Raw genomic sequence first — 17604 nt, 5'->3', positions numbered from 1 at the left:
CAGCCGGTCGATCATCAACGCCTCATCCGGACCCGAAGCAGGCCGAGCCCGCAGCAATGTCGGCACCATCCACCCCCAGCGCACTCCTCAACACACCGTGTATACCCATAAGTTGAGGAATTCAGCATTAGCAACCGCTGGTCGACGACGGGCCCCAGGGGTACGGGACGTCCGGTGCGGAGTCAGGAGGTGCCGCCTGCGGCGGTGATGACGCCCGCGCCCGCCTTCTTGGCGAGTGCGGCGGGCAGCCCGGCGGCGGGCTCCAGGCCCGCCGTCAGCTTGGGTGTCCAGTTCACGGACGTCTTGATCTTCTTGGCGGAGTGCTCGGCGTTGTATGCGGCGACGAGGTCGGTCACGGTGCCGTTGACCAGGTTGCCGCTGCCCGCCACCGAGCCGGTCCCGTCCCCGCTGAGCAGTTGTGAGGCCTTCCGGTCGCCGGACAGGGCCCAGTAGTTGTTCTGGGCGACGACCTGGGCCTTGGCGCGTGCGTTGACGCTGTAGCCGTGGGTGTAGTTGTTGAGCGTCGCCGTGTCGTAGTAGTTGTCGTACAGGTGTATCTGGCCGACCCGGGCGAGCGGGGCGCGCTGGACGATGCCCTGGAAGACGTTGTGGTGGAGCGTCACCCGCAGCCTGGTGTCCTTGTCGCTGCTGCCGATGAGCATGGTCTTGTCGTGGTTGGCGAACCGGTTGTACTCGACGGTGACGAGGTCGGAGGCGTTGGTGATGTCCAGGGCGCCGTCGTGGACCTGGTACTCGCGCCCGAAGTAGGACGGGTTCGCCCTGTCGTAGTGCGGGCCGTCGCCGAAGGTGTTGTGGTCGGCCCACACGTGCGTGGAGCCGCGCACCGTGACCGCGTCGTACTGGGAGTTCCAGTTCCCGGTCGAGCCGTCGGTCGGGTCCCACTGGGGGAAGCAGTCACGAGTGTCGGTGAGGTTGAGGTTGCGGATGATGACGTTGTCCGCGTTCTTCACCTGGAGGCTGCCGCCGACGATCGCCGCACCCGAGCCGGGCACGCCGACGATCGTGGTGCGGGAGGGGACGGTCAGGACCACGCGCGCGGCCTGCCGGTCCTGCGCCGCGTCGCGTGCCGACTCCTGCTGGCCGGTGGGCAGTTTGCCGCGGCCCCAGGTCGCCGGGTCGTAGGCCTTGAGGTAGGCGCTGAGCGAGTAGCCGGTGCCGGCGGCGTAGTCCGCGCAGCCGAGGGTCTTGCCCGAGTCGTCGGTGTTGGCGTCGACGACGCCCTTGACCTGGATGATCCGTGGCGCGCCGATGGGGCCGGCCTTGAGAGCCTTGGCCAGTTGGGCCCTGGTGGAGACGGTGAAGGTGTGAGCGGTGTCGGCGGTCTGGCCGCCGGTGGTGCCCGAGCCGGTGGCGGCCCAGCCGTCGTCGGCGGGCAGGGCCGCATGCGCGAGGTCGACGGCGGCGGCGCCGGCGCCCGTGGTCAAGGGCACGACGGCGAGGCCGGCGGCCGCCAGGGAGGCGACGCCGATCAGTGCCATCAGGCGTCGGGACGGCTTGCGGCGGTGCAAGGGGGCAGACACGTGAAGTCGTTCCTCCGGTGCGAAGTGAGGGTTCGGCTCTTCAGTTGCCACGGCTGCCCGGAAGGTTGCCGCCGATCAGGAGATTTCTTCGCCGGAGATGCCCGATGGCTGAACCGGAGCCGTCGCGGAACCCCGGCCGTTGTCGATTTGTGACCAGCGCGGAGCATTGACGCCACCTCTTGTTAACGCTCACACTCTGGGGGTCGGTAACCTCGGTGCAACATTCCGGGGTGGTCGGCTGCGCGTCGGAGACCAGCCCCACTCGTTGTACCCCACGGCTCCACCATCTTGAACGGAAAGCGCGACCCATGAGTGTTAACGCTAACAATTCCTCTCGGCCCGGCTACGTCCTGGGGATCGACTACGGCACGCTCTCCGGCCGCGCCGTCGTCGTCCGCGTCTCGGACGGTGCCGAAGTCGGCAGCGCCGTCCATGCGTACGCACACGCGGTGATCGACGACCGGTTGCCCGGTACCGACGCCCCGCTTCCACCGGACTGGGCGCTCCAGCATCCCGAGGACTGGCTGGACGTGATCCGGCGAGCCGTCCCCGAGGCCATCGCCGCGGCCGGGATCGACCCCGCCGCGGTGATCGGCGTCGGCACCGACTTCACGGCCTCCACCTGCCTTCCCACCAGCGCCGACGGCACCCCGCTCTGCCTCCGTCCGGAGCTGGGATCCCGGCCGCACGCCTGGCCGAAGCTATGGAAGCACCATGCCGCCCAGCCTCAGGCCGACCGGATCACCGCGCTCGCCCATGAGCGCGGTGAGGACTGGATCGCCCGCTATGGCGGTCTGATCTCCTCCGAGTGGCAGTACGCCAAGGCGCTGCAGGTACTGGAGGAGGACCCGGACACCTACGGGCGCACCGACCGCTGGATCGAGGCGGCGGACTGGATCGTCTGGCAGCTCACCGGCGTCGAGACCCGCAACACCTGTACGGCCGGCTACAAGGGCATCCACCAGAACGGCGGCTACCCGGCGACCGAGTACCTGGCCGCTCTCCACCCCGACTTCGCGGACTTCGCGCGGACCCGGCTGGAGCATCCGCTCTCCCCGCTGGGCGGCCGGGCCGGCGGCCTGACGGCCCGGGCCGCCGCCTGGACGGGACTCCCGGAAGGCATCGCCGTCGCGGTCGGCAACGTGGACGCCCACGTCACCGCCCCGGCGGCGCGGTCGGCCGGAGCCGGCGAGCTGCTCGCCGTGATGGGCACCTCCACCTGCCACATCCTCAACGGCGAGAAGGTCGCCGAGGTCCCCGGCATGTGCGGAGTGGTCGACGGAGGAGTGGTCGACGGGCTGTGGGGTTACGAAGCCGGGCAGAGCGGCGTCGGCGACATCTTCGGTTGGTACGTCGAGCACGGTGTCCCGCCCGTCTTCCACGAACAGGCCGTCGCCGAGGACATCAGCGTGCACGAGCTGCTGACCCGGCTGGCCGCCGGTCAACCGGTCGGCGGGCACGGCCTGGTGGCGCTCGACTGGTGGAACGGCAACCGCTCGGTGCTGGTCGACCACCGGCTCTCCGGAGTGCTGGTCGGTGCCACGCTGGCCACCCGACCGCCGGACATCTACCGCGCGCTGCTCGAGTCGACCGCCTTCGGCACCCGGGTCATCGTCGAGGCCTTCGAGAAGTCCGGCGTCCCCGTCACCCGCTTCACGGTGGCCGGAGGCCTCACCAGGAACGCGCTGCTGATGCAGATCTACGCGGACGTGCTGCGCCGTCCGCTGAGCGTCGCCGCCTCCGAACAGGCGCCGGCGCTGGGCTCCGCCATCCACGCGGCGGTGGCGGCCGGGGCGTACGAGAACGTGCAGGCCGCGGCCGAGCAGATGGGGCGCGTGCACCGGGACCAGTACCTCCCGGACGCGGCCCGCGCCGACGCGTACGACCGGCTGTTCGCCGAGTACCTCGCCCTGCACGACCTGCTCGGCGGCGAGCACAGGGGCGTGCTGCACCGACTGCGCGAGTTGCGCAACGAGACCAGCACCTCTGTCGCCAACTGACCCGTACGGAAGGCCGCCATCATGACCGACCCCACGATCGACCCCGCGACCGCCGCCGCGATCCAGCTGATTCGGCAGCAGGTCAGCGACCTGCACCAGGAACTCGTCCGGTACCGGCTCGTGGTGTGGACCGCCGGAAACGTCTCGGCCCGCGTGCCGGGACACGACCTGATGGTCATCAAACCCAGCGGTGTCTCCTACGAGGACCTGACCCCCGAGAACATGATCGTCTGCGATCTGTACGGCCAGGTCGTCGAAGGTACGCACAACCCGTCCTCGGACACCGCCGCCCACGCCTACGTCTACCGCAACATGCCCGAGGTGGGGGGCGTGGTGCACACGCACTCCACGTACGCCACCGGCTGGGCGGCCCGCGGTGAGGCGGTGCCCTGCGTCGTCACCGCGATGGCGGACGAGTTCGGCGCGGAGATACCCGTCGGCCCGTTCGCGCTGATCGGCGACGACTCGATCGGCCAGGGCATCGTCGCCACCCTCAAGGGCCACCGATCGCCCGCCGTGCTGATGCAGAGCCACGGCGTGTTCACCATCGGCAAGGACGCGAAGGCAGCCGTCAAGGCGGCCGTGATGTGCGAGGACGTGGCCCGCACCGTTCACATCTCCCGACAGCTCGGGGAACCGGTGGGCATCGCCGCACCGGACATCGACTCGCTCTACGACCGCTATCAGAACGTATACGGCCAGCAGCCCGCCGGCCGCGAAGGAGTCCAGGAATGAAGTCGCTCGAAGGCCGCGAAGTCTGGTTCCTCACCGGAAGCCAGGGACTCTACGGGCAGGACACCCTCCGGCAGGTCGCCGAACAGTCCCAGCAGATCGCCGAGGCACTCAACGACGGCCCGGACATAGCGGTCCGGGTGGTGTGGCTGCCTGTACTCACCGACGCGGAAGCGATCCGGCGGGTCTGCCTCGACGCCAACGCCGCCGACGACTGCGTCGGGGTGGTCGCCTGGATGCACACGTTCTCCCCGGCCAAGATGTGGATCGCCGGCCTCGACGCCCTCCGCAAGCCGATGCTGCACCTGCACACCCAGGCCAACAGGGCGCTGCCGTGGGGCTCCATCGACATGGACTTCATGAACCTCAACCAAGCGGCGCACGGGGACCGTGAGTTCGGGTACATCCAGTCCCGTCTCGGGGTGGCCCGCAAGACAGTCGCCGGGCACGTCAGCGACCCGTCGGTGGCCCTGCGGATCGGGTCCTGGGCCCGTGCCGCGGTCGGTCATGCGGCGCTGCGCAGCCTGCGGGTGGCACGGTTCGGCGACAACATGCGGGACGTCGCGGTCACCGAGGGCGACAAGGTCGAGGCGCAGCTGCGGTTCGGCGTCTCGGTCAACACCTACGGCGTCAACGACCTGGTCGCCGTGGTCGACGCGGTGACCGACGCTGATGTCACCGAGCTGACCAAGGAGTACCAGGAGACCTACCGGGTCGCGCCTGAGCTGCGCTCAGGAGCGGAGCGGCACGACGCGCTGCGGTACGCGGCGCGGATCGAACTCGGCATGCGCGAGTTCCTCACCGACGGCGGTTTCCAGGCGTTCACCACCAACTTCGAGGACCTCGGAGGGCTGCGCCAGCTGCCCGGTCTGGCCGTGCAGCGCCTGATGGCGGACGGCTATGGCTTCGGCGGCGAGGGGGACTGGAAGACCGCGGCGCTGCTGCGCACGCTGAAGGCGATGTCCGCCGGTCTGCCCGGAGGGACCTCGTTCATGGAGGACTACACGTACCACCTGGAGGCGGGGCAGGAGGTCATCCTCGGCGCGCACATGCTCGAGGTCTGTCCGTCGATCGCCGCCGAGGTCCCCTCGTGCGAGATCCATCCCTTGGGCATCGGCGGCCGGGAGGACCCGGTCCGGCTGGTCTTCGAAGCCGCCCCGGGCCCGGCGGTGGTCGTCGGCCTCGCCGACATGGGGGACCGGTTCCGGCTGGTCGCCAACGAGATCGACGTGGTCACCGCCGCCGAGCCGCTGCCGAATCTCCCCGTGGCGCACGCGGTGTGGAAGCCGCAGCCCGACCTGCGGACCTCGACCGAGGCGTGGCTCACGGCCGGCGGCCCGCACCACACCGTGCTCTCCAGCGCCGTCGGCACGGAGGAGCTCGAGGACTTTTCGGAGATGGCCGGAGCGGAACTCCTGGTCATCGACGCGGAGACCACGATCCGCCAGTTCACCAAGGAGATCCGCTGGAACCAGGCGTACCACCGTCTGGCGCGAGGTTTCTGAGCGGCTTCGGCCGACATCGCAGGCGTACCACCCAGGTCATACATCGCAGGGTTTTTCCCGCCTCAAAGGAGAGTGCACGATGTCCCTCACTGCCACCACCCCAGCAAGACCCCGCACGCGCAAGACCGCCGCGACCCTTCTGGCCGTCGCGCTGTGCATGTCCCTCGCCGCCTGCGGCGGGGCGGGCAAGAAGGCACCCGCCGGCAGCGGCACGGACGCGAACGGCGCCAAGAAGCTGGTCTTCGGATTCTCCCAGGTCGGATCCGAGAGCGGCTGGCGTGCCGCCAACACCAAGTCCATCCAGGACGCGGCGAAGGCCGCCGGCTTCGAGCTCAAGTTCTCCGACGCGCAGCAGAAGCAGGAGAACCAGATCGCCGCGATCCGCACCTTCATCCAGCAGAAGGTGGACGTCATCGGCTTCTCACCGGTGGTCGTCACGGGCTGGGACACCGTACTGAAGGAAGCCAAGGCCGCCGGCATCCCGGTGATACTCACCGACCGGGCGATCGACACCCAGGACAAGACCCTCTACAAGACCTTCATCGGGTCGGATTTCGTCAAGGAGGGGACCGCCGCCGGCCAGTGGCTGGTCGACGCGGAGAAGAGCGGGACCGGCACGGTGAACATAGCGGAGCTCGAAGGCACCACCGGCTCCGCCCCGGCGATCGACCGCAAGAAGGGGTTCGAGGACCTGGTCCTGAAGGATCCCCGGTTCAAGCTGGTCGCGGACCAGACCGGTGACTTCACCCGCGCCAAGGGCAAGGAGGTCATGACGGCCTTCCTGAAGGCGCACAAGGACATCAACATCCTCTTCGCGCACAACGACGACATGGCGATGGGCGCCATCCAGGCGATCGAGGAGGCGGGGCTCAAGCCCGGCAAGGACATCCGCATCGTCTCGATCGACGGGGTCAAGGACGCCTTCCAGGCGATGGTCGACGGCAAGATCGAGGTCGTCGTCGAGTGCAATCCGCTGATCGGCCCGCAGGTCATGGATCTCGTGCGGAAGCTCAAGGACAAGGCCGAGGTGCCGGCCCGGGTCGAGTCCAAGGAAGGCGTCTTCACCAAGGACAAGGCAGCTGCCGAACTCCCCAACCGCCAGTACTGATCGGCCAGTACTGCTCCGGCGATCCGGGACGGGGGCGCCCCAGGCGGGCGCCCCGGACCCGGCCGGAGCCGACCAGCGGCCCGAGGAGAGGAGCTCCCATGTCGACGCCGCAGCTCAACCCCGCTCAACCCGTCCTCCGGATGACCGGCATCACCAAGGAGTTCGCCGGCGTCCGGGCCCTTTCCGGAGTCGGCCTCGACCTGTATCCCGGTGAGGTGCACGCCCTGATGGGCGAGAACGGCGCCGGGAAGTCCACCCTCATCAAGGTGCTGACCGGAGTGCACGAGGCCGAAGCCGGGACCGTCACGCTGGACGGTGTCCCGGTCCGGTTCGCCGGGCCGCTACAGGCGCAGCAGGCCGGGATCAGCACCGTGTACCAGGAGGTCAACCTCTGCCCCAACCTGTCGGTCGCGGAGAACATCTTCCTCGGCCGCGAGCCCCGCAGGCTCGGCCGCATCATGTGGTCGGAACTGCGCCGGCGGGCCCGTGACCTGCTGTCCGGGCTCGACCTGGAGATCGACGTCCGCGCACCGCTGGACACCCTCCCGCTCGCCCTGCAGCAGATGGTCGCCATCGCCCGCGCCGTGGACATCCGGGCGAAGGTGCTGATCCTCGACGAACCCACCTCCAGCCTGGACCGCGAGGAGGTGGCCCAGCTGTTCACGGTGATCCGCCGGCTGCGCGGCGAGGGCGTGGCGATCCTGTTCGTGACGCACTTCCTGGACCAGGTCTACGACGTCTCCGACCGGATCACCGTGCTGCGTGACGGCCGTCTCGTCGGTGAGTACCGCACCGCGCGCCTGCCGCAGATCGAGCTGGTGTCGGCGATGCTCGGGCAGGAACTCGGTGAACTCACCGACCGGGGACGGGGCGACCGCGAGCGCCCGGCCGGGACCCCGTTCGCCGAGGCGCACGGACTCGGACGTAAGGGCGCCATCGCTCCGTTCGACCTCGCTGTGCGCCCGGGGGAGGTACTGGGCCTGGCCGGGCTGCTCGGCGCGGGGCGCTCGGAGACCGCCCGGCTGCTGGCCGGCGCGGACCGCGCCGACACCGGGAGGCTCACCGTCGACGGCCGGACCGCCACCCTGCGCAGCCCGCGCGCCGCCAGCCGGCGGGGCATCGCGTTCTGTTCGGAGAACCGCAGGCGCGAGGGCATCATCCCCGATCTGACGGTCCGGGAGAACATCGTCCTGGCCCTGCAGGCCGCCCGCGGCTGGGTCAGAGCGCTCCCCGCCCGCCGGACGGAGGAGCTGGTAACGCACTGGATATCGGCGCTGCACATCCACCCGGCCGACCCGGAGGCGGTCGTCCGCAATCTGAGCGGCGGCAATCAGCAGAAGGTGCTGCTCGCCCGCTGGCTGATCACCGAACCGAAACTGCTGATCCTCGACGAACCGACCCGGGGCATCGACATCGGTGCCAAGGCAGAGATCCAGCGCCTGGTGGCCTCACTCGCGGCGGACGGCATGGCGGTCGTCTATGTCTCCGCCGAACTCGAAGAGGTGCTGAGCCTGTCCGACACCGTCGCGGTTCTGCGCGACCGCGAGCTCGTGGCGACCCTGCCCAACACCGCCGAACTCACCCTGGACCGGCTGATGGAGACCATCGCGACCGGAGGGACCCACTGATGCCGCCCACCGTCGCCAGGCTGGCCGGCCACCGGCTGTTCTGGCCTCTCGCGCTGCTGGCCGCCCTGCTGGTGACCAACGTCGCCTATACCCCCGACTTCTTCTCGATCCAGATCCGTGACGGCCATCTCTTCGGCAGTCTTGTCGACATCCTGCGGCTCGGCTCCCCGCTGCTGCTGGTCGCCCTCGGCATGACCCTGGTCATCGCCATCGGCGGGATCGACCTGTCGGTCGGCGCGGTCGTCGCCATCTCCGGCGCCGTCGCCTGCCTGAACATCAGCGACCTCGCCGACCAGCAGAGTGTGGGTGGTGTCGTCGTCGCAGTACTGCTGGCGCTCGGCGTGTGCGTCGCTCTGGGGGTGTGGAACGGCGTGCTGGTCGCCGGGATCGGCATGCAGCCGATCATCGCCACCCTGATCCTGATGGTGGCGGGGCGCGGCGTCGCACAGATGATCACCAGCGGCCGGATCGTCACCGTCAACAGCGAGCCCTACCACCTGATCGGGGGCGGGTACGAACTCGGTCTCCCCCTCTCCGTGGTGATCGCCGCGGCGGTGCTCGTACTGACCGGCCTCGTCGTCCGGCGCACCGCACTCGGGCTGCTGCTCGAATCGGTCGGCGGAAACCGGGAGGCCAGCCGGCTGGTCGGCATCCGGGCCCGGGGCCTCACGATCGCGGTCTACGCGTTCTGTGCGCTGTGCGCGGCCGGCGCCGGACTGATGGTCAGCTCCAACGTGGCCGCCGCCGACGGGAACAACGCGGGCCTGTGGATCGAGCTCGACGCGATCCTCGCCGTGGTCATCGGCGGGACCTCACTCACCGGGGGCCGTTTCCACCTCGGCGGGACCGCCATCGGCGCCCTCGTCATCCAGACGCTCTCCACCACGGTCTACACCGTCGGCGTGCCGCCCGAGTCGACGCTGGTGTTCAAGGCGCTGGTCGTCATGGCGGTCTGTCTGCTGCAGTCCCCGGCGTTCCGCGCCAAGGTGCTGTCGCGCAAACTGCCCCGCCGCTCGGACACGGGCGTCGGCGCACCCGCGGCCGGCACCGCGACGAGCACCGGCAGCTCCCGGAGCAGCACACCGGCTAGCGCCGCCCAGAGCCCGAAGGAGGCGACCACCCTATGAGTACGACCCAGCCCCGCGCCGCCGCCGGCCGCGGCGTCCGCACCTTTCTGGCCCAGCACCGCGACTACGTCCCGGTCATGGCCACCGCTGTCCTGTTCGCGCTGACCCTCGAAGCGGGCAACTACCGCTACCTGGACTTCCTGGCCGGCCAGACCATCGCCAACCTCTTCGTGGACAACGCGTTCCTGCTGGTCATCGCCGTCGGCATGACGTTCGTGATCCTCACCGGCGGCATCGATCTCTCGGTCGGAGCCGTCGCCGCGCTCTCCACGATGCTGTGCGCCACGCTCGTCGAGCAGCACGGATGGCCGCCGGCCCTGGTCATCCCGCTGGTCCTGGCGGCCGGCGGCCTGATCGGTGGCGCCATGGGCTACGCCATCCACCACTTCGAGGTGCAGCCCTTCATCGCGACACTGGCCGGGATGTTCTTCGCCCGGGGCCTGTGCTACCTGATCAGCACCAACGCGATCCCGATCGACGACCCGGTCTTCACCACCCTGGCGCAGTCCCATGTCACCTTCCCCGGCGGCGTGTTCATCTCCTGGTCGGTGGTCATCGCGCTGGCCGTCGTCGCCGTCGCGTTCCTGACGCTGCACTACACGGGGTTCGGCCGCGCGGTGTACGCGGTCGGCGGCAACGCCCAGTCGGCGCTGCTGATGGGGGTCCCGGTCGGCCGGACGGTGATCCGCGCCTACACCGTCAGCGGGCTGTGCTCGGCCCTGGGCGGAGTGCTGTTCACGCTCTACACGCTGTCCGGGTACAGCCTGCACCTGGTCGGGACGGAGCTCGACGCGATCGCCGCCGTGGTGATCGGCGGGACGATCCTGGCCGGCGGCTCCGGCTACGTCCTGGGCACCCTGCTGGGCGTCCTCGTCCTCGGCGTCATCAAGACCATCATCACCTTCGAAGGCACGCTCAGCTCCTGGTGGACGAAGATCGCGGTCGGCACGCTGCTGTTCGCCTTCGTCCTGCTGCAGCGCCTGATGACGTCCCGCCGACGCGCCTGACATTTCGTCAGCGCGCTTGAGCGGCCGGACGACGAGTGGCCGCACGGCCGCGCGGTCCTGACCCGCGCGGTCGTGCGGCACGGGGACGAACATCCGCCCGCCACCCCGTCGGGCCCAGACCCCACCAGCACGTCCCGCGCCATGGAATCCACCCTTCCCCACCGTTCAAGGGAGACCCATGCACTTCACCAGATCCCTTCTGCCACGCCGCCATCACCGGCAACGGCTGCGTACCGCTGCCGTCCTCGCCACGAGCGCGGCGCTCCTCACCGTCGCGTTCGTCCCCCTCGCGGCCACCCCCGCGGCAGCCGACACCGCCCTCGCCGGACACTGGGCCCTGGACGAGGCCACCGGCAGCACGGCGGCCGACGACTCGAGTGGCGCCCACCCGGGCAGCCTCGGGGCCGGAGCCACCCACGTGGCTGGACAGGTGGGAGCCGGGAGCGTCGCGACGAACGGCACCGGCACCGGCAACATCGACCTCGGTGCCCCGATCGTCGACACCTCCGCCTCGTTCAGTGTCTCCGCCTGGGTGAAGCTCAACAACACCGACGGTTACCAGACCGCCGTCAGCATCGACGGCAGTGAGGTCAGCGGCTTCTACCTCGGACTGCGTGGCGACACCGGGACGTTCGCCTTCGCCCGGCTGCCCTCCGACACCCCCGGGGCGGCCGCCGTCGCAGCCGCCGTCGACACTCCGGCCGTCGGTACCTGGTACCACCTCACCGGGGTCCAGGACGCCGCGGCCGGCACGCTCGCGCTCTACGTCAACGGCGCGTTGCAGACGACCGTCGCGTACACCGCCCCGTGGAAGGCCGCCGGGCACGCGGTGGTCGGCCGCGGCAAATACGCCGGCACTCCGGTGGACTTCCTCAACGGAGGCGTGGACGACCTGCGGTTCTACACGGGGGCGCTCGCCGCGTCCGCGGTGACCGCACTGGACCAGCGCGCGCACTGGGCGTTCGAAGCGGGCACCGGAACCACCGCCGCGGACGACTCCGGCCACGGCCACCCCCTCACCCTGGGCGCGACGGCCGCGTGGACCACCGGCAGGACCGGTGGCCATGCGCTGCGGTCCAACGGGACCGCCGCCTCGTCCGCGACCGCCGCCACCGCCGCGACGGACACCTCGCAGCCGTTCTCGGTCTCGGCCTGGGTCAAGCTCAACACCCTCACCGGGTATCAGACCTTCGTGAGCGCGGACGGGACCGCCGTCTCCGGCTTCTATCTACAACTGCGGGGCGACACCGGAAAGTTCGCCTTCACTCGGTTGGCGTCGGACAGCTCCACGGCCACCGCGCGCCACGCCGACGCGACGGCCGCGCCCAGCACCGGCACCTGGTACCACCTCACCGGCGTCAGCGACAACGCGTCCGGTCAACTGAGGCTGTACGTCAACGGCATCCTGCAGTCCACGGTCGCCTACGCCACTCCGTGGAAGGCGTCCGCGGGCACAGCGGTCGGCCGCGGCAGGTTCAACGGCAACCCGGCCGACTTCGCCGACGCCACCATCGACGACGTGGTGATCCACGACCATCCGGTCACCGCTCCCGAGCTGGAGACGATCCTCGGCCAGGGCAACGGCACCCTCTCCGTCGACGCGGGCACCGCCGCGCACGCACTGCCCAGTGACTTCTTCGGCCTGATGACCGAGGACATCAACCACTCGGGCGAGGGCGGCCTGTACGGCGAACTGCTGCAGAACCGCTCCCTGATGGCCAGTGGCAACCCGGACTCGTGGTCCGCCGTCAGCTCCACCGGCGGCTCGGCGAGCATCACGCTGGACACGGCGAACCCGCTCAACACCGCGCTGACCCGCTCGCTGAAGGTCTCCCTGGCCAAGGCCACGGCCGGCAACCGGGCCGGGGTCGCCAACGGCGGCTTCTGGGGCATCCCCGTCAAGCCGTCCACCACCTACACCGCCTCGCTGTACGCCAAGGCCGCCCCCGGCTTCACCGGTCCGCTCAAGCTCTCCCTGGAGAGCACCGCGGGCACGCCGTACGCGACGGCCACCATCCCCGCCCTGACGAGCGGCTGGAAGAAGTACACCGTCATCCTGAAGACCGCGGCCGGCGCTCCCACCAGCTCCACCAACCGCTTCGTGCTCTCCTCGGAGAGCGCGACGGGAGCCACCTTGTGGCTGAGCAACGTCTCGCTCTTCCCGCCCACCTACAACAACCGCCCCAACGGCCTGCGGGTCGATCTGATGGAGAGGATGAAGGCCCTCAAGCCCTCCTTCATCCGGCTGCCGGGCGGCAACTACCTCGAGGGCAACACGGTCGCCGAACGCTTCGACTGGAAGAAGACCCTCGGCGCGACCGAGAGCCGGCCCGGCCACCAGGACCCTTGGGGCTACTGGTCCACGGACGGCCTCGGCCTGCTGGAATACCTCGAGTGGTGCGAAGACCTCGGCGCCCAGCCCCTCCTGGGGGTCTACGCCGGGTACTCCCTGCAGCACGACGTCGTCCCGCTGGACCAGCTCGGACCGTACGTCCAGGACGCCCTGGACGAGATCCAGTACGTCACCGGCGCCGTCACGACCCCCTGGGGGGCCAAGCGCGCCGCCGACGGGCGCCCCGCGCCGTTCCCCCTCAAGTACGTCGAGATCGGCAACGAGGACTGGTTCGACACCACCGGCAGTTACGACGGCGCCAACGGCCGCTACGCACAGTTCCACGATGCCATCAGGGCCGCCTACCCGGCGCTCAAGCTGATCGCCACCACCGCCGTCTCCGCGCGCACTCCCGATGTCCTGGACCTGCACAACTACCGCTCGCCCGGCTGGTTCAACGCGAACGCCAACGCCTACGACACCTACTCGCGGAGCGGCCCGAAGGTGTTCGAGGGGGAGTGGGCCTCCCAGGTCGGCCGGCCGACCCCGACACTGGCGGGCGCGATCGGTGACGCCTCCTGGCTCACCAATCTGCAGCGCAATTCCGATGTGGTGGCGATGGAGGCGTACGCCCCGCTGCTGGCCAATGTGAACAGCGTGCAGTGGAACACCAACCTGATCGCCTTCGACGCCTCGACCAGCTACAGCTCTCCCAGCGCCTACGTCCAGCAGATGATGGCCGCCGCCCACGGCGACCAGATCCTGGCCGCCTCGTACAGCGGCACCAGCACCGTCAACCAGGTGGTCAGCCGCTCGTCCAGCACCGGGAAGTACTACGTCACGGTCGTGAACCCGGGCGGCAATCCGCAGTCGATCACCGTCCGCCTGACGGGCGCCGGCGCGGCCGTCCCGACCACCGGCACCGCCGTCACGCTGACCTCCGCCCATCCGTCCGACACCAACACCATCACCGACCCCCGGCACGTCGCCCCGGTCACGACCGCGGTGACCGGCCTGGGAGCCACCTTCACCCGCACTTTCCCCGCCAACTCGGTCACCCAACTCACCATCGGCTGACCGGCCGAACGTCAGCGCGGCGTCGGCCGGGGAAGGCCGACGCCCGGGTGCGGGATCAGTTCTGTTCAAAGCATTGACGGACCTCCGGCGCGGCTCTACCTTTCATCGCGTCGTACTTCGTACGTCATATATGAGACGCGATACCTGAGATCTGAGAGCGCACATGACCTTTGCTCCCGCCCCGATCCCCTCCCGGACGCAGTACGTGCTGGAGGCGATCAAGCACGGCATCCTCACCGGGCAGTTGAGTCCTGGACAGCCACTCGTCGAGGCCGATCTGGCGGCGCAGTTCGGTGTCTCGAAGACCCCCGTGCGCGAGGCGCTCAAGACGCTGGCCGGTACCGGGCTCGTCGTGATGAGCCAGTACAAGGGCGTCACGGTGCGGACCGTGGATGCGGCCATGGCGCGGGAGATCTACGACGTGCGGCTGCTGCTGGAGCCCGAGGCGCTGCGCCGCAGCATCGTCAGGAAGGAGTCGCTCGCGGCGGCGCGGGACGCGCTCGTACGGGCCGAGGGCGCGGAGGACCGGGCCGACCGGAGCCTCGCCAACCGTGACTTCCACCGGGCGCTCTATCTGCCCTGCGGCAACCCGCTCCTGACGCGGATGCTCGACGAGGTGCGTGACCAGGCGGCCCTGGTGTCGACCGTCGCCTGGGCGGCCTCCCCCTCCTGGGAGCAGGAGGCCCGCGAGCACCAGGAGATCCTCCGGACGGCGCTCGCCGGCGACGCGGACGGCGCGGCCGGGCTGCTGCACGCCCACATCTCGGACTTCGTCCGCCGCGCGTTCCCCGACCACGAAGAGACGGGCGCCTGATGGACCGCTCCGAACCGACGCCCCGCGCCGAACCGACGCCCCGCGCCGAACCGATGGACCGTGCCGCGCTGCGGGCCGCGCTCGCCGATGTCGTCGCGATTCCGGTGACCCCGTTCGACGCCGACGGTGCGATCGACCGGACCGCGTACCGGCTTCTGCTGCGCAGGCTGCTGGACGGCGGCGTCCGGACGCTCACGCCCAACGGGAACACCGGCGAGTTCTACGCGCTGGCTCCCGAGGAGCGCCTCACGGTCGTCGAGGACACGCTCGCCGAGACCGCGCAGCGACCGGCCGTCGTCCTGGTGGGTGTCGGCCACGACGTGCCGACCGCCGTCGCCGCCGCCCGGCACGCGCGTGACCACGGTGCGCGGATGGTGATGGTGCACCAGCCCGTCCATCCCTATGTCTCGCCCGACGGGTGGGTGGACTACCACCGGGCCATCGCCGAGTCCGTCCCCGAACTGGGTGTAGTGCCCTACATCCGCAACCCGCTCCTCGGCGGTGACCGGATGGCACTGCTCGGCGACCTGTGCCCCAACGTGATCGGCGCGAAGTACGCGGTGCCGGACGCCGCCCGCTTCGCGGCCTTCGCGCGCGACGCCGGGCTCGACCGCTTCGTCTGGGTGGCCGGGCTGGCGGAGCTGTACGCGCCCTCCTACTGGGCGATGGGCGCCACAGGTTTCACCTCCGGCCTGGTCAACGTCGCCCCGTCCGTCTCGCTGGGCATGCTGACGGCACTTCGCGCCGGGGACCATCCGGGAGCGATGAAGGTCTGGGAACAGATCCGCCCCTTCGAGGACCTGCGCGCCGCGCAGCAGTCCGCCAACAATGTGACCGTCGTCAAGGAGGCGCTCGCCGTCCTCGGCCTGTGCAGCCGCGAGGTGCGGCCGCCGAGCCGTCAGCTGCCCGACGCGCAGCGCGCCGAGGTCGCGGCACTCATCAAGGACTGGGCGATATGAGGAAGGCTCCCGAGGAAATGCGCAGCCACCGGTGGTACGGCACGGACGGGCTGCGCTCGTTCAGCCACCGGGCCCGCACCCGGCAGCTCGGCTATCTCCCCGAGGAGCACCTCGGCAAGCCGGTGATCGCGATTCTCAACACCTGGTCCGACATCAACCCCTGCCACTCCCACCTGCGGGAACGTGCTCAGGCGGTCAAGCGCGGGGTGTGGCAGGCGGGCGGTTTCCCACTGGAGTTCCCAGTGTCCACGCTCTCGGAGACCTTCCAGAAGCCGACGCCGATGCTCTACCGCAACCTCCTCGCCATGGAGACCGAGGAACTGCTGCGCTCGTACCCGGTGGACGGCGCCGTCCTGATGGGCGGCTGCGACAAGTCCACCCCGGCGCTGCTGATGGGCGCGGCCAGCATGGACCTGCCGGCCGTCTTCGTCCCGGCCGGACCCATGCTGCCGGGACACTGGCGCAATGAAGTGCTGGGCTCCGGCACGGACATGTGGAAGTACTGGGACGACCGGCGCGCCGGGCTGATCGGCGACGGCGAACTGGCAGAACTGGAGAACGGGCTCGCGCGTTCCCCCGGCCACTGCATGACGATGGGCACCGCCTCGACGCTGACGGCGGCCGCCGAGGCGCTGGGTGTCACGATGCCCGGCGCGTCCTCGATCCCCGCGGTCGACTCGGGTCACGAGCGGATGGCGGCCGCCTCGGGAGCGCGCATCGTCGAGCTGGTGTGGCAGGACCTGAGGCTGTCGCGGATTCTCACCCGTGACGCCTACGAGGACGCGGTCGCCACCGTCCTCGCCCTGGGCGGCTCCACCAATGCCGTGATCCATCTGATCGCGATGGCCGGCCGCTCCGGTGTCGAACTGACCCTCGACGACTTCGACCGCATCGCCCGCACAGTACCGGTGCTGGCGAACGTGCGCCCGGGCGGCCGGTATCTGATGGAGGACTTCCATTTCGCCGGCGGCCTGCCCGGCTTCCTCGCACAGCTGACGGACGTACTGCATCTGGAGCGCCCGACGGTGGCCCACCCCACGCTGCGCGAGCAGCTCGCGGGCGCGCTCGTCCACAACCCGGACGTCATCCGTCCCCGTGGCAACCCGCTGGCGGACGAAGGCGGGCTCGCGGTGCTGCGCGGCAACCTCTGTCCCGACGGCGCCGTCATCAAGCACATCGCCGCTGATCCCCAGCTGCTCAAGCACACCGGCCCGGCCGTGGTCTTCGACGACTACCGGGCGATGCAGTCCACCATCAACGACCCGGGGCTGGGCATCACCGCCGACAGCGTCCTGGTCCTGCGCGGCTCCGGCCCGCTCGGCGGCCCCGGGATGCCCGAGTACGGGATGCTGCCGATTCCCGATCACCTTCTCAAAGAGGGCGTGCGGGACATGGTCCGGATCTCCGACGCCCGGATGAGCGGCACCAGTTACGGGGCCTGCGTGCTGCACATCGCACCCGAGTCGTACGTCGGCGGCCCGCTCGCGCTCGTCCGCACCGGTGATCTGATCACCCTCGACGTGGAGGCCCGACGGCTCCACCTGGAGCTGGACGAACCCGAGTTGGAGCGCCGCCGCGCAGAGTGGCAGCCGCCACCGCCCCGCTTCTCACGCGGCTACGGCGCCCTCTACCAGGAACAGATCACCCAGGCCGACACCGGCTGCGACTTCCGTTTCCTGGCCAGGCCCGGCGAAGTGCCCGAGCCCTACGCAGGCTGAGCGCCCGCCGCAGCCCCCTTCCGCATCGCAACTGCCCCTGACGTTCGCCGTCCGGG

The 17604-nt window shown here is 70.1% G+C and carries 12 protein-coding genes; 11 read left to right on the top strand and 1 reads right to left on the bottom strand.

The features are described 5' to 3' along the window. Window positions 1-182: 182 nt before the first annotated feature. Complete coding sequence (locus O3W51_RS03995; RefSeq protein WP_244808960.1) at window positions 183-1541, bottom strand: pectate lyase family protein; 1359 nt, start codon at window positions 1539-1541, stop codon at window positions 183-185. A 308-nt stretch (window positions 1542-1849) separates the two neighbouring features. Between O3W51_RS03995 and araB the strand changes: the two genes are divergently transcribed. The 11 genes from araB to araD all read left to right on the top strand — a co-directional run bounded on the left by araB (window position 1850) and on the right by araD (window position 17548). Then, on the top strand, window positions 1850-3541 hold the full coding sequence (araB, locus tag O3W51_RS03990) for a ribulokinase (protein WP_269283789.1): 1692 nt from the start codon (window positions 1850-1852) through the stop codon (window positions 3539-3541). Between the two features lie 21 nt (window positions 3542-3562). Then, on the top strand, window positions 3563-4276 hold the full coding sequence (locus tag O3W51_RS03985; RefSeq protein ID WP_138351579.1) for an L-ribulose-5-phosphate 4-epimerase: 714 nt from the start codon (window positions 3563-3565) through the stop codon (window positions 4274-4276). Next, window positions 4273-5778 carry an L-arabinose isomerase gene (araA, locus tag O3W51_RS03980; protein WP_138351580.1) on the top strand — a complete coding sequence of 502 codons (1506 nt, stop codon included), beginning with the start codon at window positions 4273-4275 and terminating at the stop codon, window positions 5776-5778. Before O3W51_RS03985 ends, araA begins: the two co-directional genes overlap by 4 nt. Window positions 5779-5857: 79 nt before the next feature. Next, window positions 5858-6886 (top strand): ABC transporter substrate-binding protein, encoded by a 1029-nt coding sequence (locus O3W51_RS03975; RefSeq protein ID WP_164292538.1) that lies wholly within the window; start codon window positions 5858-5860, stop codon window positions 6884-6886. A gap of 98 nt (window positions 6887-6984) precedes the next feature. Beyond that, window positions 6985-8514, top strand: a complete 1530-nt coding sequence (locus tag O3W51_RS03970) for a sugar ABC transporter ATP-binding protein (protein ID WP_138351581.1) — start codon at window positions 6985-6987, stop codon at window positions 8512-8514. Beyond that, the gene (locus tag O3W51_RS03965; protein WP_198357841.1) at window positions 8514-9641 is read left to right on the top strand and encodes an ABC transporter permease; all 1128 of its coding nucleotides are present in this window, start codon (window positions 8514-8516) and stop codon (window positions 9639-9641) included. Before O3W51_RS03970 ends, O3W51_RS03965 begins: the two co-directional genes overlap by 1 nt. Further along, on the top strand, window positions 9638-10648 hold the full coding sequence (gene yjfF, locus O3W51_RS03960) for a galactofuranose ABC transporter, permease protein YjfF (protein ID WP_164292536.1): 1011 nt from the start codon (window positions 9638-9640) through the stop codon (window positions 10646-10648). The genes O3W51_RS03965 and yjfF overlap by 4 nt, the downstream gene beginning before the upstream one ends. A 178-nt stretch (window positions 10649-10826) precedes the next feature. Further along, window positions 10827-14057 (top strand): LamG-like jellyroll fold domain-containing protein, encoded by a 3231-nt coding sequence (locus O3W51_RS03955; RefSeq protein ID WP_269283783.1) that lies wholly within the window; start codon window positions 10827-10829, stop codon window positions 14055-14057. 163 nt (window positions 14058-14220) lie between these two features. Next, entirely contained in the window at window positions 14221-14871 is a 651-nt protein-coding gene (locus tag O3W51_RS03950; protein WP_138351585.1) for a GntR family transcriptional regulator, read from the top strand. 53 nt (window positions 14872-14924) lie between these two features. Then, the gene (locus O3W51_RS03945; protein ID WP_269283796.1) at window positions 14925-15830 is read left to right on the top strand and encodes a dihydrodipicolinate synthase family protein; all 906 of its coding nucleotides are present in this window, start codon (window positions 14925-14927) and stop codon (window positions 15828-15830) included. Further along, window positions 15827-17548: an L-arabinonate dehydratase gene (araD, locus tag O3W51_RS03940; protein WP_198357839.1), complete on the top strand. Its 1722-nt coding sequence runs from the start codon at window positions 15827-15829 to the stop codon at window positions 17546-17548. The genes O3W51_RS03945 and araD overlap by 4 nt, the downstream gene beginning before the upstream one ends. The last annotated feature ends 56 nt before the right edge of the window (window positions 17549-17604 follow it).

It is taken from the genome of Streptomyces sp. H39-C1 (assembly GCF_027158125.1).
Classification (GTDB): domain Bacteria; phylum Actinomycetota; class Actinomycetes; order Streptomycetales; family Streptomycetaceae; genus Actinacidiphila; species Actinacidiphila fildesensis.
Note: the sequence above shows the minus strand (reverse complement) of the source record. Positions and strands in the feature narration are given on the sequence as shown.